We start from the raw sequence: 19,097 nt of genomic DNA, 5'->3' as shown, positions 1-19,097 counted from the left end.
GTTTCTGCCGCCTGTCAGCCCCGCTTCGCGACCTTTCAACGAATCAAAGCTGAATAGTTTGGGACATCCGGATCGATACGGCCATCAACCCTGACCTGCTCACGTAACTGCTCTAAAGGCAGCTCGTCACTGATCCAGCCTTTCTGTTGCGCAAAGGCATCACCAAAGCCGGGCAACAGGACCCTATAATCCAGCAACCCTTTCCAGGCAGAGTGCTCTGGGTCATGGCGGAGCAAACTGGTCACACAGTTATCCAGCAGGGTATTGTAAAAGCGTGGTTTGGCAAAAATATCGCTGACATCCTCCATCAGACCACGAAACAGATAGGTCTGCTGTTCTGCATCCAATTGCAGAGGGTACAGCAACACCCGTTCACCGCGCACATGACTGCGCAAGCCAATAATATCCTCTTCTGTACCCAGCACCAGAATTTTCGGGTACTGATTCAGCAACCCTCTGACCGGACTATAGCTTTCTCCCGGACGCAAGCGAGCTTCAAAGGAGATCGCCAGATACTGCCCATCGCTAAACTCAAAACTGACAAACGCATGTGCCAACCCCATACCGGCAAAGTGGGAAACACCCAACCAGACCTGTTGCAACAGCGACAGGTCATAATCTGCCTCGCGGTATTGCGCTGCACGAATTGCTCCACTGTCGTCATAGCGGAAATCTCGAAGATGCTGCACCTGATAGATACGGCCATCTGCCGTTGTCACCTCAGGCAGACGTGCCTGAGCCTCCAGCCAGGGGCCCTGATGACTCGGCTGACGCAATCCCAGCAACACCAACAGCAGCACAACACTGCCTGTCAGCCCCCATACGACCCAACGTGTCCAGCGCTTCAATGGATAACTCCTTTATAAATACGTCTGTCGGCCGATATCACATCAAGGACTGAATCAAAGAAGGAGAGATGATGGCCTTGCTGATTTATGCCAATGGCATCGTGACACCGGCGAGCAGTATACACGGTGGACAGCGAACGGTTGAAGAGAGTCAGGCATCCACAGCTGATCGTCAGGGAGTGTTGACGCAAGCGCCGAGACACAACACGGCCGAGCAACAACCCTTGGGACGCTCGCGCATTTATCTGGATACTGAGCGTCGGTCAGATTCGCTGCAGGAGCGCCGCAAACTGCAGGCATTGCATATCATGAGCAGCCCGGTTATCTGTGCCACACCCATGACATCGACCATTGAGGCACTGGCCCGTATGGAACAGGCCGACATCGATCATCTGGTTATCCTGGATGCGGATCAACAGCCGGTGAGTCTGATCACCCGGATCGAATTGATGCAGGCAGATCCGAGTGAAGATCTGCCATTACAGACGTTGTTGTCTGAGCAACTCTGTGCAGTGACGGAAGACACCCTGGTACGCGATATTGCACGCTATTTCATGACCCAAAAAGTCAGCGCCATGCCCGTCATTACGCGCACCGATCAGCAACTGATCGGTATCATTTGCCGCACTGATCTGCTGCATTTACTGGTCAGCGGACCCAACGTACAGCATCAGGTATAGAAGGCCTCCAGAGCCTGCTTGACCTCTGGCTGCAACAGCCCTGGTTCGGACAGAAGCACATCCACCAGCGCCTCAACACCCACTACGCCCTGAGCTTTAACCAGACGGATACAGGTTGCCGGATCAGCATCTGCTGGCAGATCAGCTCCCAACTGCTGCAAGCGTTCACGAAAATCCACTTCATCGACCAGATCTGCAAACATCATAGGTTTCAACCCTGCCTTATTGCTATTGACGGACCACGTCGCTCGCCGGACTCAAACGGCAAGCGGCATACTTGAACTCCGGTATTTTGCCATAAGGGTCCAGTGCCGGGTTAGTCAAGATGTTCGCGGCGGCTTCAACATAACAGAAAGGCACAAATACCATACCTTCCGGCATCTGCGGATCGATACGCGCTGTCAGGGTAATCTCGCCCCGACGAGTTTTAATCGTCACAGGATCACCCGGCTGCAAACCGTATCTGGCCAGCTCTGCCGGAGCCAGGCTGGCAACCGCTTCAGGCTCCAGTTGATCCAGCACCCGCGCACGACGCGTCATCGAGCCGGTGTGCCAATGCTCCAGTTGCCGCCCGGTCGTCAATACAACTGGATACTCGCTATCCACGGGTTCATCTGGCGGTAAAGGCCGCGTAGGCGAAAAGCGTGCCTTGCCATTGCCGGTCGGAAAGGCATCTGAATACACCACATCCAGCCCCGGCTGGTCATCTGCCGGACAGGGATAGGTCACCGACTGCTCGGCCTGCAAACGCTCCCAGCTAATGTGATCCAGAGACGCCATGCCCTGCTTCATCTCGGCAAACACATCACTCGGATGCTGATAATGCCAGTTCAGCCCCATGCGATTAGCCAGTGCCTGAATAATCCACCAGTCCGGCTTGGCCTCACCCGGCAGTGGCACTGCTGCACGCCCCATCTGAACCTGACGATTGGTATTGGTGACGGTGCCATCTTTCTCTGCCCAGGCAGAGGCTGGCAGAATCACATCGGCAAACTGAGCCGTTTCGGTGACAAACAGATCCTGCACCACCAGATGCTCCAGAGTCGCCAATGCCGCCCGGGCATGTGCCAGATCAGGGTCTGACATCGCCGGATTTTCACCCAGAATATACATCCCCTTGATCTGTCCCGCCTCAATGGCATGCATGATTTCCACAACCGTCAGCCCCGGCTTGCCACTCAAGGGCGTTGACCAGAGTTCTTCAAACGCGGCTTTTACCTGGGCATCCGATACTGGCTGATAATCCGGCATCACCATTGGAATCAGGCCGGCATCCGAAGCGCCCTGAACATTATTCTGGCCTCTGAGCGGATGCAATCCGGTACCCGGTCTGCCGGTCTGCCCACAGGCCAATGCCAGAGAGATCAGGCAACGGGCATTATCGGTGCCATGGGTATGCTGGGAAATCCCCATACCCCAGAAAATCATCGCCTTGTCTGCCCTGGCGTACAGCCGCGCCACTTCACGAATATCGTCAGGCGCAATCCCGCACAAGGGCGACATGGCTTCAGGCGTCATCTCCATAACATGCTGCTTGAGCGCATCGAACCCTTCAGTATGTTCCTGGATATAGCTCTGGTTATACAGCTCTTCTGTAACGATGACATTCAACATGGCATTGAACAGCGCCACGTCGGTACCCGGTTCAAACCTCAGCACCTTGTGAGCATATGCATTGAGTGCCTGCCCGCGCGGATCAAGAATCAGAATTTTGGTCCCGCGCTTGGCCGCCTGTTTAAAGAACGTTGCAGCAACCGGGTGATTGACTGCCGGATTACAGCCAGTCAAGATGATGACATCTGCCTGAGTGGCCTGCATGAAGGATGCTGTCACAGCACCGGTACCGATACACTCAATCAGGGCGGCCACCGAACTGGCATGACACAGCCGGGTACAATGGTCCACATTGTTAGTGCCAAACCCGATACGGATCAGTTTCTGAAACAGCCAGGCCTCTTCATTGGAGCACTTGGCACTGCCAAAACCGGCCAGTGCTTCAGCACCATATCCGGCACGCAGGTGAGCCAAACCTCTGGCCGCGAAATCCAGTGCTTCATCCCAGTCCGCCTCACGAAAATGCGTTAACGGGTTGGCTGGATCAAAATCCGGGTCCATTCTTTTGGGCACACCTTCACGGCGAATCAATGGACGGGTCAAACGGCTGGGGTGGTTGGGATAATCGAAGCCAAAGCGCCCTTTGACACACAGGCGTCCCAGATTGGAAGGCCCTTCACGCCCCTGTACCGCCACAATTTTTTCATCACGAATCTGATAGGTCAGCTGACAGCCGACACCACAGTACGGACACACCGAGTCCACTTCCCGATCAATCGCCGCCGAATCACCCACACCCTGCTGATTCACCAGTGTTGCGGGCATCAACGCACCGGTTGGACAGGCCTGAACACATTCGCCACAGGCGATACAGCTGCTCTGCCCCATCGGATCATCAAAATCGAACACAATTTTCGAAGCGACACCACGATAGGCTTGTCCGATGACATCATTCACCTGCACTTCACGACAGGCCCTGACACACAGATTACAATCAATACAGGCTGCCAGATTGACCGCCATGGCACTGTGTGAACAATCCTGAGCCGGAGAAGGCTGACTCTGAGCGGGCAAGGACTGCTTCACAGCCATCACATCAATCGCCAGCAGATCAGCCATCTGCCACAAATGACTGGAACGATCGGGGCTTTGTTCACGTTCAGGCTGATCGGCCAGCAGTAATTCCAGCACTCCCTGTCGTGCTGTCACCGCCCGCGAAGAGTGCTGACTGCGTACCACCATACCCGGCACTGCCGGACGAATACAGCTGGCAGCCAAAGTGCGCTCACCTTCAATCTCCACCATACAGGCACGGCAGTTACCGTCCGCACGATAGCCTTCAGCCTCTTTAAAGCATAAATGCGGAATCGTCTCTCCCGCTCGTTTGGCAACCTGCCAGAGGGTTTCACCTTCATAGGCAGTTACAGTCACCCCATCCAGTATCAATTCAAATGCAGACATCTGTTACCCCCGAAGAATGATATTGGCAGCACTGAGCTCAGACTGGAAATCACGCAGCAGCCCCAGAACCGGATTGGGCGCCGCTTGCCCAAGACCACAAATAGACGCATCCATCATCACTTGAGACAGGCGTTGCAATTGATTCACATCCCACTCCTGACGGCTGATCAGTGACAACATCTTGTCTGTTCCCACACGACAGGGGGTACACTGACCGCAAGATTCATCGCGGAAAAACGTCATCAGATTACGGGCCACCTGTTGCAGGTCATCCTGATCTGACAACACAATGACGGCAGCCGAACCGATAAAGCAGCCTTCCGCCTGCAAGGTGTCAAAATCGAGAGGAAGATGCGCTTTACTGGCTGGCAAAATACCACCTGACGCCCCGCCCGGCAGGTAAGCCAATAAACGATGTCCAGGCAACAACCCGCCGCAATACTCATCGATCAGTTCCTGCAAGGTAATCCCGGCAGGTGCCAGATGCACACCAGGCTTATTGACTCGCCCGGAGACCGAAAATGAACGCAGTCCACTGCGTCCATGACGCCCGTGCGCTGCAAAACTCTGAGCTCCCTGAGATACGATGGATGGTATCCAGTAGACGGTTTCGACGTTATTCACCAGCGTAGGACGGCCAAACAAGCCTTTCTGGGCCACAAAGGGAGGACGATGACGCGGTTTGCCCGGCTTGCCTTCCAGTGACTCAATCAGGGCTGACTCCTCACCACAGATATAGGCCCCGGCACCCCGGCGCAAGTGAATATAACCTGGCGCAACCAGCCCGGCTGCCTCCAGCTCGGCAATCACCGACGTCAGCAGCCGGTGTATTCCCGGATACTCATCACGCAGATAGATATACAGAGCTTCCGCTTCAACCGCCCAACTGCTGACCAATGCGCCTTCAAGGAAGCGGTGAGGCTGGTGTTCCAGATAGTAGCGATCCTTGAATGTACCCGGCTCACCTTCATCGGCATTGATCACGCAGTAGCGAGGCCCTGCCTCAGCACGTACAAACTGCCATTTTTTAAAGGTTGGGAAACCGGCGCCTCCAAGACCTCGCAGACCGGATTGCTCCAGTACCCCAATCAGTTCATCTACGGAGTGCTGGCCAGTACGACAGGCCTGCCACAGGGCATAGCCACCCTCTGCCTGGTAATCCTGCAGGGATTGCGCCTCGATGGGAGCTGGATCAAACTGCTGTACAGCCAGTGCAGACAAAGCTTTCTCCGGCGTTGCCTGCTCCAGGTGATAGTGTCCCAGCTCCAGCACCGGTGCCTGGTCACAACGTCCCATACAGGGGGCATGAATAACCCGCACAGCTTCAGGATCAAGTTGTTGCTTCAGCGCCTGACTCAATGCTTCAGCCCCTGCCAGCTGACAGGAAAGTGAATCACAGACCCGAATTGTAATCGCCGGAGGCGGCGTTTCATCTTCGCGCACAAGGGTAAAGTGCGCATAAAAACTGGCCGTTTCATAAACCTCAGCCATAGGCAGATTCATCCGCTCAGCCAGTGCGCGCAGATCCGGAAGGTAGAGATAACCCAGATGATCCTGCAGACAATGCAGATGTTCCAGCAGCAAATCACGCTGGTTTGGAGCATCCCCCAGCAACCTGTTCACCCGTTCAAGGGCATCCGCTTGAGTCATGCGTCCACGCTGTCCTGGACGGGTACGACGTTGGCCGGCAGGCGGGCTAAGTTCCACTGGATTATGGCTCATGGCAGGTCTCTTGTTATGCTATCAGGTCGAATACGCCACATGATCGCACTCAGCTTTCAGGATCGCAATTGATCCTGAAAGCCGTCAGAGATGAATGTCTCTGCTGAACAAAGAGATGTCGCTTAGAGACAGCTGATCACTATCCCAGATTTCCCAGACGTGAGGCAGCACGAGAAACATTCTCCGCCCCTTGATAAATCTCGGTCATAATCTCGCTGACACGATTGATATTGTCCTGCCCGGTCACAGCAGATTCACGTGCGCCTGCTGTATTATCAGTCAGGGTCTTGAGTAACTGATGATTCTCCTGCACCACATGGGCAATCATCTTGGTTGACTCACTGGTACGAAAAGCCAACTGTCGTACTTCATCGGCCACCACCGCAAAACCTCGCCCCTGCTCACCGGCACGAGCCGCTTCAATGGCTGCATTCAAGGCCAGCAGATTGGTCTGGTCGGCAATCCCTTTAATGGTCCCTACAATCGATTCAATACTCGAAAACTGGCCATTCAGGTGGTCAATCAACCTGTTCACTTCATCCACTTTCGTAGCGATCTGCTGCGACGTATTGACCGCAAGCTGAAGGGATGACAAACCCTGTTGTGCAATCTGCGCCGTTTCTTCCGACGTACTGCTCGCCAAGGCAGCGGCTTCACGAATAGCGAGATCCTGTTCTACTTTATCGGTAATGTCTGTAGCAAACTTGACCACTTCGACCACCCGTCCCTGTTCATCGAGAATCGGATTGTAGGTTGCTTCAATCCAGACTACCCGGCCCTGTGCATCCAGCCGTTCAAAGCGGCCTGACTTGAACTCGCCACTGGCCAGCTCAGTCCAGAAATGCGGTTGTTCCTGATAAAAACTGTCCTTGCAAAAAAGTCGATGATGCTTGCCACGTATCTGTTCCAAGGCATAACCCACGGTTCTCAGAAAATTCTGATTGGCCGACAGAATAGTCCCCTCAGGTGTAAAGCGAATGACCGCCATCGAGCGATCCAGTGCTTGCAACACTGAGTTTTGCTGATCTGTATGCAATTTTCGTTGGGTGATATCTGCTGCAATCTTGATCACCTTACAGACACGCCCCTCAGCATCCTTGACCGGAAAATAGGTGGCTTCCAGCCACAGAACCTGGCCTTGCGCATTGATACGCTCAAAAGTACCAGCAACTGACTGCCCTGCAGCCAGTTTTTTCCACAGGCCAGCATACTCAGGACTTTGACTGACATGTTTGGGGCAGAACAAGCGATGATGCTGACCTTCAAGCTGCTGCCAGGTATAGCCAACTGTTTGCAGAAAGGGGCTATTGGCAGCAAGGATATTGCCTTGCGGATCAAATTCAATACAGGCCATATGAGACTTTAGCGCGTGCAAATCACTTTCAGCACGCACTAGCGCCTGCTTCAGAGAAGGCAGGATTGAACTGTTTTTATTTCTGAATAACATGGATAAAGGCACCAGATAGAGTTAAAAAACCCATGTAACGCCATGGATCTGTGAATACAGAGCCAGAACCCATCCATGCTGTTGATACGCCAAGGGGGATAATAAAATAAATATACGTAACAGCCTATCGGGATAGATCACCAGGAAGCAGAAAAAACTCTGCTTCCTGGCAGGTTGATCATGGACCGTAAATCAGTCCCGGCAACCACAAGGCAATCTGCGGGAACATGACCAGTAATGCCAGCCCCAGTATCTGCAGCAGAATAAAGGGTACTGCAGCTAGATACAAATCATAAATACTGACCGAAGGTGGCGCCACCGATCGCATGTAGAACAGATTATAGCCAAAAGGCGGCGTCAGATAGGCTGACTGCATGCTGACGATAAACAGAATGGCAAACCAAACCGGATCGAAGCCAAGGAGCTCAACCACCGGTACAAACAGGGGCACGGTGATGAAAACAATGGCGAAGTCGTCAAGGAACATGCCCAGCACGTAATAACAGGCCAGCATCGCTACGATCACTGCCATGGGTGCCAGATTACTGTCTTCAACCAGATCCTGCAGCAGGAACCCGGCACCAAGGCCGATATACACCTTGCTGAAGAAAATAGCTGTCAGGGTAATCCAGATCAGCATCCCCATGATTTTGGTAGTATCCAGCAGTACGTCTTTCAGCATTTTGAACGTCAGCGTACGATAAACGGCTGCACAGAGAATGGCACCCGCTGCACCGATTGCAGACGCTTCCGAAGGTGTGGTAATTCCAAGGATGATACAAGCCAAAACCGTCACAATCAGTGTACCTGGCAGTATCAGTGCTTTCAGCGAAATCAGTTTACCTTTCCAGTCAACCCGCTCTTCTTCAGCCAGAGGCGGCGCCAGTGACGGCTTTATGCGGCTGATCACCAGAATATAGACAATATAGATACCTGCCAGCATCAGGCCCGGTACCAATCCGGCAGCAAACAACTTACCGATGGATTCTTTCGCCAGAAATGCATACAGGATCATCAGTACACTGGGTGGAATCAGGAAGCCCAGTGCACCACCCGCCATAATCGTACCGGTCGCCAGCTTTTTGCTGTAACCACGCTTCAACATCGCCGGCAGGGCTATAACGCCAAGACTGACGGTCGCCGCGCCGGAGACACCGGCCATCGCTGCAATCAGCGCACAAAGCACAATGGTACCGACACCCAAACCACCCGGCTGAGATCCCATCAACTTGTTCATCATATCGAACAGATCGTCGGTAATCCCGGACCGCTCCAGCATCAGGCCCATAAAGATGAACATCGGCAGAGCAACCAGGATAAAGTTGTCCATCGATGAAAATGCACTGATGGTCAAGAGTTCAAGAGCACCCGTACCCCAGAGAAAATAGGCGAACCCCAACCCGACGGTCAATAATGACCATGACAAGGGCGTACCCAGCAGCAACATCACAAACATCGCGGCAAACATGCCGACGGTGATCAATAAAGGATCAATATCTGACACCTTGTGTACCTTTTATCGTTATCGATTTATAACGCGGCCGGCCTTAGCCGCACAATAATCTGGATTACAATTCTATTCAGAGCCACGCGTTTCACAGGCATCACAGCCCAGATTGAATGCCACACAGATATCCCGAATCAAGTGCGCTGCGCTCTGCAAGGTGATTAAGCCTACGGCTACCGGTAACACTGTCTTGAATGGATAGAGTGGCGGTGCCCAGGTACTTCTGGATGACATCTCTCCCCGCGCCCAGGAATCGGCAGCAAAGTCTACTGACGCCATAAAGAACACAATTAAGACAAACAACACCAGCGAACCGGTTAGTGTATCGAGAATCGCTTTTCCGCGACGGGAAAACAGGTGGTACAGGGCTTCACTGCGAACATGCCCCTGATAACGATGTGTATAAGTGCCAGCAATAATACAGAAGGTTCCGTACAGCATGGTGGTCACTTCGTGTGCCCAGGCGGTCGGGCTGTTGAAGAAATAGCGGGCCGCTATTTCGTAGAGCATCACTGCAATGATGGCAAGGCACATCCAAGAGACGGCCTTGCCAACAATTTCAGAGAGTCTATCAACCCAGCTAACCAAGTGACAGACTGAAAGCATCAGGCACGTCCTGTCGCTTTCGCTGTTTCTTTCAGAATCTCAATCGCTTTACGGTTGCGATCAGATTTCACCGCTTCATCTTCCCAGATGACTTCAGCCGCTTCACGCAGACGCTGAGAGTCTTCGGCTGGCAGCTTGTTCATTTCGAACAGGCCGGTGCTGCCTGCATCAATAGAACCGCTGACCATCCAGGTGTTCATGTGCGAAGCATGCTTCTCGTACGCCAGCTCCATCACTTTACGCTCTTCTTCAGACATGCGGTTCCAGACATCCATATTGACCAGAATCTGGTCACAGTAGCCTGGGTATACCATTCCCAAAGAGGTGTAGTGCTTGGCAACTTCGTAGAGTTTCATGCCGACATACTCATTGGTACCAGCATAGATCACACCATCAATGGTACCAGTGCTCAGACCAACATAAAGCTCAGAGCCAGGCAGGAACACAGTCGGGATATCAAATGCCTGAAGAATACGCGCCACTGCAGGTGTTGCACGGATGCGCATGTTTTTCAGATCATCCAGGCTGTTAACCGGCTGTTTGGTCAACAGGTCGAATGGACCGCCGAAAATCGGGCCCATGTAGTGTACATTGTGCTCAGCATAGGCTTCACGTACCAGTTCGAGCAAACCTTTGTGACGGAATACATACTGTGCTTCATCGTAGTTGGTCCAGGCACCTGGCAGACCGGACTCAATCCCGGCGATATCCAGCTGACCCGGCCAGTAACCCGCATAGCCCTGGCACATATCGATCGTACCACTGCTCACAGCCTGGAACATTTCCGCATCAGGCACCAGAGAGCTGCCGGTGAAGTGACGCACACGCAGAGAACCATTTGAAGCGGTACGAATATCGCTGCCAAACGCACTGAAAACATCAGCTGCTTCTCGTCCCCAGTAAGTCTGCATACGCAGGTTGGTGGTTGCAAAAGCAGAGGTAGAAGTCATCGCCAACGGCGCAGCGACTGCACCAGCCGCAGCGGCTTTAAGGATGTTACGTCTGTTCAGGTTAGGTTTGCTCATTTTAAGTGTCACCTTGTCATTGTTGTTAGAGAGTGTATCAAATCATCACACCCGTGTTTACAGATCCGGCCTTGACCGGATTTAACGCGAAACCTGAGTTATCATCAACTCTAAAAATCATCCTTTGGCACTCTAGAACACCGACGCTTGCCAGGTCTTGCAAAAAACTCCGGAATTTATTTACAAATTCTCCGATTCAATCACCATGAGTTGAATTCATTACACCTTCTTCACGCAGCATTTTCAGAATTGTCTCTGCGGCTGCATCCGGTGTCAGTCCCTGCAAAACCTGGCCGCCACTCGACTCAGCCTTGGCAGCAGCTGCCTTGAAACGGTCTCGTGCCGACGTGGCCTTGATAATTTTCAGACGCTTGGGTCGTTTACGCGCTGGCTGGAATTGCCAGTTGAGCACTGACAGGTTGTTCAGATTGGCCAGCCCCTGTTCAGCTACTGCAACCATCTGTTCTACCTCCAGCACACCGCGACGAGCCGGACCAAAGGCTGACTGGCGCGCTGCCGGGGCAGCATCATCCATTGCCAGTACAGCAGGCAATGTCACTCTGAGCCGACGACGCTGCCCGCGTGGCAGAGCCTGCAATACAGTGGCATGACCTGCCTCCAGCCGCTCAATTTCAACCAGACCACTGATCACTGGCCAGCCCAGCGACTGTGCCAGCAGGTAGGGCATCAGACCAGACGACTCTCCGTGCTCCGCACGCTTGCCACATAACACCAGATCGGGCTGCAGATCTCGCAAACCTTGCTGTAGCAACGGCAGCACATCTTCACCTTCAGCAGCTGGCAGCAGCTTCAGCGCTGAAGCGCCCATCCCCAGATAGCTGCGCAAAGCCGTTTCATTCTGATCATTCAGCTCTCCGGCATGCACAGGCAGAACCTCAACGCCAGGAAGCTGCAACGCCAGTTCCAGAGCACGTGCATCCTGATCGGCGCGACGGGGACGTGCGGTCAACGGGTGCTGTCCTACTGACAGCAATACGGCAATTCGCGCTGTGCTGTCAGGCAACATCACGCACCTCCTGTTTCAGCTGGCCAACTTTCTCTGTTAACGCCTGCAGAATTGCAGCTGCATCACCAATCACAGCAAGATCAGCCCGTTTTACCATGTCACATCCAGGATCTGTATTGATACTGATCACCTTTTCACAACTCTGGATACCCTGCAGGTGCTGGATGGCACCTGAAATTCCCACTGCCAGATACACCCGGGCCGTCACCCAGGTTCCGGTTGCGCCCACCTGCCGGTCACGCGGCATAAAACCATCATCCACAGCCACACGGGATGCTCCCTCCGTAGCGCCCAGTACACGTGCTGCCTGATGAAAACCGGGCCAGTCTCTGACACCATTTCCACCTGACAAAATGAATTCAGCCTCTGCCAGTGCGACACTCGCCGGATCCACTGCCACTGCGCCCAGATCTTCAATTGCGGGGTTCACCGCTGCCGGAGAAACCGGAATATCCAGTTCAAGGGCCTCATGGCGGGTTTCACTGACAGGTTCGGCACATTCAGGTAACGCCAGCAGTACTCTTGGCAAATCGCGTAACAGATCCTGTGTCGCGGCAGCAGCACGACAGACACAGGTTGGCATGTCACCATCCAGATTGACCTGCCAGAGTCCTGTCGCTGCACGTACATTCAACGCCACCGCCAAACGGCGACCGAGATCACCACCACCCAGACCTGAATCAGGAAGCAGCCAGTAATCCGGTTGCAGCGCCTGCTCCAGCGCCAGCAGCCAGGCCAGGCGCTGTTCCGGTGAATATTGCTGAAACAGCGGGTCGGCAACCGTCAGCACGCGGTCTGCACCGGCCTCTCCCAGCTGCGTCTCTTTGGACTCCCCAAAGACCACAACCAGAACGGCTGTATTGGGCTTTTCCGCAGCCAGTCGCTGTGCCAGCCCCAGCAGATCCTTGTCGGCAGCGCTTAAACGCCCACCCGTCATATCCGGTATGACGGTAATGTAGTGATCAGGATGATCCAGCTGTACGGTTCGACGCGTGTCCTGCTCAGTGACATGCACCTGAGTCTGGGATGCCGCGCTTTGCGCACCACTGCGATCAATACGGCGTACCCCATTGGGTCCAATAAAGCCCACCAGATGCGGATTACGCCGTTTGACTCCATTGGGCCCCAGCCATTCGGCAACACCTGAATGCTGCAACTGCAACGTCAAATGCAGCGGATGCAGGCGATTGCGTAATATGCGTTCTGCACGCGGATCCCGACGACGCGTAGTACTCATGAGTGCACCTCCGATTCCTGCAATGCATTCGCCAGAATTTCAGCAATATCGAGCACTTCAGCACGTGGTTCCACCACCCCTTCAAGCATCGCGGTACACTGGGGACAGCCAACGGCCACCAGATCAGCACCTGTTTCACGGATATCCGCCATGCGCATATCTGGGATACGCTGCTGGCCAGGTATATCCGTGATAGGTGCGCCACCACCGCCACCACAGCAACGGGAGCGAAATCCGGAACGCTCCATCTCGACAACAGTGACGCCTGCAGCAGCCAGAAGATCACGAGGTGCCTGATACTCGCCATTGTAGCGCCCGAGATAGCAGGGGTCATGATAGGTAACACGCCCTCCCTTGTACTGGGAAAACTGCAGCTTGCCCACTTGACGTAACTGGTTGAGGTAAGTGGTATGGTGATACACCACGTACTGGCCACCCAGGTCACCATACTCATTTTTCAACACATGGAAGCTGTGCGGATCGCAGGTCACAATACTGCGAAAACTGTACTGATCCAGGGTCGCGATATTACGTTTTGCCAGGGATTGAAAAGTCGCTTCATCACCCAGGCGACGTGCCACATCACCTGAATCACGCTCTTCATTCCCCAGCACGGCAAAGTCAACGTTTGCAGCGCGCAAGAGCTTGACCAATGCACGCAGACTGCGTTGATTACGCATATCAAAAGCGCCATCACCCAGCCACAGCAGTACATCCGTTCGCTTGACCTCGGCAAGAACCGGCAGAGCCAGGTCTGCAGCCCAGTGCATACGTGACTGGGGATCAAAACCGTTGGGGTTATCCGTTGCGATGAGATTCTCTATCACCTCGGCACCCTTGTTCGGCGTCTGTCCACGCTCAAGTGTCAAATGACGACGCATGTCCACAATGGCATCCACATGCTCAATCATCATCGGGCACTCTTCTACACAGGCACGACAGGTGGTACAGGACCAGAGTGTTTCAGCATCTACCAGGCCCTGCCCTTCACGCGCAATGATAGCGCTGAATGGATTGCCTTGATGTTCGCCAACCGCTTTGCCCGGGTAGGGAGAACCGGCATAGGCCGCATCATTACCGCCTGCCAGGCCCACCACCATATCCTGAATCAGTTTTTTTGGATTCAGTGGCTGTCCCGCTGCAAATGCCGGACACATGGCCTCACAACGGCCACATTGCACACAGGCATCAAATCCCAGCAATTGATTCCAGGTGAAATCAGCCGGTTTTTCAACACCCAAAGGCGCGTTCGAGTCATCCAGATTCAAGGGTTTTAATCCGGTCGAACGTCCACCACCAAAGCGCTCGGGGCGACGATGAAAGGCCAGATGCAAGGCTCCTGCAAAGGCATGCTTCATCGGTCCACCCCAGGTCATACCGAAAAATAGCTCACCCAGGCCCCAGATCACCAGCGCCAACAGTAGCAGGCCAACCAGCATACCGCCCAGTTGGGCAGGCACCAGTCCCGCAACGGGCAGCGTGAGCAGAAAAAAACCACTCGCAAATGCCAGCAGACTTTTCGGCAAACGCATCCAGGGACCTTTGGACAAGCGTGCCGGTGGATCGATGCGTCGCCGTGCAACAAACACGGCACCACAGAACATCACAGCTGTCGCCAGCAGCAAGCCCCACGCCAGTATCCGGCTGTCGAGCTGCAAGCCATGCACCAGAATGGCCAGCACAGCCGCCAGTACAAAGCCACCAGCCGTTGCCACATGGGTGTTGGAAATATACTTATCACGTCCCACCACATGGTGCAGATCCACCAGATAACGCCGTGGCATGGCCGCAAGGCCCGCCATCAGCGCTACCGGTGATGGCCGTCCATTGCGCCACAATCGAATCCGTCGTACCGCCCCTATTACGGCTAACAGCAGGGCTACCCCGATTAACAGAGGCAAGACAAGGTTTAACATAACCTCTCTCCGAATCAGAAGTCCTTGCAAAGACGCAGTGCATCGTAGATGGCTGCATGGGTGTTACGCGGTGCCGTACAGTCACCTATACGGAACAGCAGGAAGGCATCACCGTCGGTCGACTCACTCAAACAGGGCTGCGGCTGAATCGCATACAGAGCCTCAACATCGATCTGCCCTTTATTCAGGGAATCGGGCTTCAGCGCATAATAGAGGGATTCATCCGGGCGTACGCCGTTTTCAACCACCACCTGATCGACCACACGTTCTTCAAGCTGACCGGTATACTCGTTCTCCAGCACCGCAACCAGCTGCTCGCCTTCACGGTAGACCTTATGCAACGCCAGATCCGGAGTCATGATGACCTCTTTGGGGTAAAGGCTGCGATAGTAAGTCGGGAAAGTCGTCCCCCCCACGGCAGCACCAGGCTTGATATCATCTGTCACCAGCTCGACCTGACTGCCTTTTTCTGACAGATAATCAGCCGTCGACATACCGGTAAATTCGCAGATAGTGTCATACACCAGTACATTTTTTCCGGGCGCAACCTTGCCATCCAGAATATCCCAGCTACTCACAATCAAGCCTTCATCAGCACCCCATTCCGGCACCTGCTCAACAAAGGGCTTACCACCCACTGCCAGAATGACAATATCCGCCTGTTCAGCGCGAATCATCGCTTCATCTGCATAGCTATTCAGGCGCACATCAACCTGCAAGCGCGCCAGCTCCAGCTGATACCAGCGGGTAATGCCCGCCATCTGGTCGCGCTGAGGTGCTTTGGCTGCCAGGGTAATCTGGCCACCCAATTGCGGCTGAGCTTCAAACAGCACCACCTGATGACCACGCTCTGCCGCGACACGGGCCGCTTCCATACCCGCCGGGCCACCACCCACTACCACAACCTTGCGTACAGGCCCTTCAGTTTTTTCGATAATATGTGGCAAGCCCATATACTCACGGGAAGTCGCCGCATTCTGGATACAGAGTACGTCCAGCCCCTGATACTGACGGTCAATACAGTAGTTGGCACCGACGCACTGACGGATCTGATCAATCTGTCCCATTTTGATCTTGGCGATGATATGTGGATCCGCAATATGCGCACGGGTCATGCCAACCAGATCAACATAACCACCTTCCAGGATACGCTGCGCCTGATTCGGATCTTTAATGTTCTGGGCATGAATCACCGGTACTTTGACCACTTCCTTGATCCCTGATGCCAGGTGCAGGAAGGGTTCAGGAGGGTAGGACATGTTCGGAATCACGTTCGCCAGCGTGTTATGCGTGTCACAGCCTGAACCGATAACACCGAAGAAGTCCACCAGTCCCGTTGCGTCATAATAGGCGGCTATCTGCTTCATATCCTCATGGGTCAGACCGTCCGGATGGAACTCGTCACCACAGATACGCATACCGACAACGAAATCAGGACCCACTTCTTCGCGGACTGCTTTCAGCACTTCCATGCCAAAACGCATGCGATTTTCAAAGCTGCCACCCCACTCATCGGTACGCTTGTTAACACGCGGGCTCCAGAACTGATCGATCAGATGCTGGTGAACCGCAGACAGCTCAACACCATCCAGACCACCGTCTTTGGCACGTCGTGCTGCTTTGGCATAATCACCGATAATCCGTTGAATCTCTTCAGGCTCAATGGTTTTACAGGTAGAGCGATGCACAGGTTCACGAATACCAGAGGGCGACATCAGTGTGGACCAGTGATAGCCATCCCAGCGCGAACGCCGTCCCATATGGGTAATCTGGATCATGATCTTGCCGCCATGCTTGTGTACAGCATCCGCCAGATTCTGAAAATGCGGAATAATGCGGTCAGTCGACAGATTAACCGAACTCCACCAGGCCTGAGGACTATCGATTGATACAACCGATGAGCCACCACAGATGCACAGACCACACCCTCCCTTGGCTTTTTCTTCATAGTATTTGACATAGCGGTCTGTCGTCATGCCGCCATCAGTGGCATAGACTTCTGCATGGGCAGTACTGACCACTCGGTTACGAATGGTCAGCTTGCCGATCTGAATCGGCTGAAACAGCGCATCAAACTGAGACATGGAACACTCCTGAAATATGAATCAAGCCAGCGGACGCGTGATGAAGTACCCGACATCACACCCATCTTCGGCGGCACTTTGGATCTGTTCAGCCTGGGTACGCAGTGTGCTGCCCTGTGCCTGCAGAATCTGATCCATGGCACCGGCAAACCAGCCAGTGAACATATACTCAATCTTGCGATTCACTTTTCCGTAGTGATATACAAAAGCGGAATGCTCAAGCCGGACCTTACAGGCTCCAGCCTGCAAATCGATCTCTTCGGTAATAAACTTGCCCCAGCCTCTCTGTGACAGGCGTTTCATATAGTGCTCAAACACATCAACACCGGACAGGCCATGTAACTCAGCCTCTTTTTCACACCAGTGCCACGCACTCTTGTAACCCGCCTTATACAGAATTTCGGCATATCGCTCTGGCCCCAGCTCTTCTTCAATCGCCTGATGGTTATTAATGAAAAAGTGTCTTGGCACATAGAGCATCGGCAACGCATCAGTTGTCCAGACGCCGGTTTCGCTATCCACTTCGATGGGCAGTTCAGGAGCCATTTTTGTCACAATTATCACCTTATTTTTCAGAATTCATTGACAGATCAACAACAGATCAAACCAGAGGCGATCAAGCGCCCCAAACGTCTTTCAGCACGCGTACCCAGTTCTCGCCCATGATTTTGCGCACCTGGGGTTCGCTCATGCCACGCTTTAACAGGGTTTCTGTCAGATTAGGGAACTCGCCAACGGTACGAATACCGAGCGGATTAACGATCTTGCCGAAACGGGTCAGACGGCGGGCATAGCCCTTGTCATGCGTCAGCCACTCAAAGAACTGCTGATCATGCCCCTGGGTAAAATCGGTGCCGATACCGATGGCATCTTCACCAACAATATTCATCACATACTCAATCGCTTCAGCATAATCATCGATGGTGGAATCAATGCCTTTCTTGAGGAAAGGCGCAAACATGGTTACGCCGACAAAGCCGCCATGATCGGCAATAAATTTCAGCTCTTCATCCGACTTGTTACGTGGATGCTCTTTCAGACCAGATGGCAGGCAGTGGGAGTAACAGACAGGTTTTTTCGATTCAAGAATGACTTCTTCAGAGGTTTTTGAACCCACATGCGACAAGTCACACATAATGCCCACACGGTTCATTTCAGCAACGATTTCACGACCAAATCCAGACAGGCCACCATCACGCTCATAGCAGCCAGTACCTACCAGGTTCTGGGTGTTGTAGCACATCTGAACGATGCCAACGCCGAGCTTTTTGAAGACTTCGACATAACCGATCTGATCTTCAAAGGCATGTGCATTCTGAAAACTCAGAATAATGCCGGTTTTCTGTTCTGCCTTGGCGGCATGAATATCAGCAGTGGTATACACCGGCCTGACCAGATCAGCATTTGCACGCATCAGCTTGGCTGTATCGGCAATATTGTTGACGGTTGCCTGAAAACCCTCCCAAACTGACACCGTACAACTGGCCGCAGTCAGCCCGCCTTTACGCATATCTTCGAAGAGTTCACGATTCCATTTGGCAATGATCAAACCATCGATAACAATGGCATCCTGATGGATTTCGGCTGGGGTCATCACACGTGCTCCAATTAACGGATCTGTTGGTATTAGCTGTTGTTCAGCAGAATAGCGCTCAGCCTGTTCAGTTGACCCTATGGAAACGACGGCAATAATTCTAAAAACGTCAACACATACTTATATGCGACTTTTTTCCTGGTGGCGGCCTGCACAAAATCACCCAGTGATGCACAGCAACACACCCTAAGTCCTTTTATGACAAGCAGATTACCTTTTTCAATCGACACAAATGTGCATTCGCAGCATGAAACCATTGTTTAAATACTTAAAAACACTTGAATTTTTATCTATTTATACCCCTGTTACTCTCGGCTGACTGAACTAGACTTAAATCAGATTACTGGGTGGTCTTCGACCACAACACCCACTGATTATAAAATGAGGAT

Annotated in this window: 15 protein-coding genes and 1 pseudogene; 1 reads left to right on the top strand and 15 read right to left on the bottom strand. The window is 53.3% G+C overall.

The features are described from left to right. Positions 1-35: 35 nt before the first annotated feature. Complete coding sequence (locus ADINL_RS01660; RefSeq protein ID WP_051632470.1) at positions 36-848, bottom strand: lipoprotein N-acyltransferase Lnb domain-containing protein; 813 nt, start codon at positions 846-848, stop codon at positions 36-38. Between the two features lie 71 nt (positions 849-919). Between ADINL_RS01660 and ADINL_RS01655 the strand changes: the two genes are divergently transcribed. Beyond that, the gene (locus ADINL_RS01655) at positions 920-1,528 is read left to right on the top strand and encodes a CBS domain-containing protein (RefSeq protein ID WP_036543097.1); all 609 of its coding nucleotides are present in this window, start codon (positions 920-922) and stop codon (positions 1,526-1,528) included. Here the strand turns inward: ADINL_RS01655 and ADINL_RS01650 are convergent. From ADINL_RS01650 to ADINL_RS01590, 14 genes and pseudogenes are all read right to left on the bottom strand, one after another. Further along, entirely contained in the window at positions 1,519-1,734 is a 216-nt protein-coding gene (locus ADINL_RS01650; RefSeq protein WP_036543094.1) for a hypothetical protein, read from the bottom strand. The two genes, ADINL_RS01655 and ADINL_RS01650, sit on opposite strands and share 10 nt — an antisense overlap. Before the next feature lie 22 nt (positions 1,735-1,756). After that, positions 1,757-4,543, bottom strand: a complete 2,787-nt coding sequence (gene fdhF, locus ADINL_RS01645; protein ID WP_036543091.1) for a formate dehydrogenase subunit alpha — start codon at positions 4,541-4,543, stop codon at positions 1,757-1,759. 3 nt (positions 4,544-4,546) lie between these two features. Beyond that, positions 4,547-6,265 (bottom strand): NAD(P)H-dependent oxidoreductase subunit E, encoded by a 1,719-nt coding sequence (locus ADINL_RS01640; RefSeq protein WP_084154341.1) that lies wholly within the window; start codon positions 6,263-6,265, stop codon positions 4,547-4,549. 139 nt (positions 6,266-6,404) lie between these two features. Next, on the bottom strand, positions 6,405-6,800 hold the full coding sequence (locus ADINL_RS16840; RefSeq protein WP_420835585.1) for a methyl-accepting chemotaxis protein: 396 nt from the start codon (positions 6,798-6,800) through the stop codon (positions 6,405-6,407). Between the two features lie 147 nt (positions 6,801-6,947). Further along, positions 6,948-7,619 (bottom strand): annotated as a pseudogene (locus ADINL_RS16835) (PAS domain-containing protein); the annotation flags it as partial. Between the two features lie 271 nt (positions 7,620-7,890). Beyond that, positions 7,891-9,216, bottom strand: a complete 1,326-nt coding sequence (locus tag ADINL_RS01630) for a TRAP transporter large permease (protein WP_036543085.1) — start codon at positions 9,214-9,216, stop codon at positions 7,891-7,893. Between the two features lie 72 nt (positions 9,217-9,288). After that, positions 9,289-9,825 carry a TRAP transporter small permease subunit gene (locus ADINL_RS01625; RefSeq protein WP_051632469.1) on the bottom strand — a complete coding sequence of 179 codons (537 nt, stop codon included), beginning with the start codon at positions 9,823-9,825 and terminating at the stop codon, positions 9,289-9,291. Further along, positions 9,825-10,850: a TRAP transporter substrate-binding protein DctP gene (gene dctP, locus ADINL_RS01620; RefSeq protein WP_239644308.1), complete on the bottom strand. Its 1,026-nt coding sequence runs from the start codon at positions 10,848-10,850 to the stop codon at positions 9,825-9,827. The genes ADINL_RS01625 and dctP overlap by 1 nt, the downstream gene beginning before the upstream one ends. Before the next feature lie 196 nt (positions 10,851-11,046). Next, complete coding sequence (locus ADINL_RS01615; RefSeq protein ID WP_036543082.1) at positions 11,047-11,877, bottom strand: adenine nucleotide alpha hydrolase family protein; 831 nt, start codon at positions 11,875-11,877, stop codon at positions 11,047-11,049. After that, complete coding sequence (gene etfA / locus ADINL_RS01610) at positions 11,867-13,114, bottom strand: electron transfer flavoprotein subunit alpha (RefSeq protein WP_036543079.1); 1,248 nt, start codon at positions 13,112-13,114, stop codon at positions 11,867-11,869. The genes ADINL_RS01615 and etfA overlap by 11 nt, the downstream gene beginning before the upstream one ends. Next, the gene (locus ADINL_RS01605) at positions 13,111-15,030 is read right to left on the bottom strand and encodes a (Fe-S)-binding protein (protein WP_036543076.1); all 1,920 of its coding nucleotides are present in this window, start codon (positions 15,028-15,030) and stop codon (positions 13,111-13,113) included. Before ADINL_RS01605 ends, etfA begins: the two co-directional genes overlap by 4 nt. Before the next feature lie 14 nt (positions 15,031-15,044). After that, positions 15,045-17,114: a dimethylglycine demethylation protein DgcA gene (gene dgcA, locus ADINL_RS01600; RefSeq protein WP_036543073.1), complete on the bottom strand. Its 2,070-nt coding sequence runs from the start codon at positions 17,112-17,114 to the stop codon at positions 15,045-15,047. Positions 17,115-17,135: 21 nt separating this feature from the next. After that, entirely contained in the window at positions 17,136-17,669 is a 534-nt protein-coding gene (locus ADINL_RS01595; protein ID WP_036543070.1) for a 4-vinyl reductase, read from the bottom strand. A gap of 61 nt (positions 17,670-17,730) precedes the next feature. After that, positions 17,731-18,708 (bottom strand): dipeptidase, encoded by a 978-nt coding sequence (locus tag ADINL_RS01590; protein ID WP_036543067.1) that lies wholly within the window; start codon positions 18,706-18,708, stop codon positions 17,731-17,733. Between the last annotated feature and the right edge of the window lie 389 nt (positions 18,709-19,097).

It is taken from the genome of Nitrincola lacisaponensis (genome assembly GCF_000691225.1).
Taxonomy (GTDB): domain Bacteria; phylum Pseudomonadota; class Gammaproteobacteria; order Pseudomonadales; family Balneatricaceae; genus Nitrincola; species Nitrincola lacisaponensis.
This window is presented reverse-complemented; position numbering and strand designations above follow the sequence as displayed.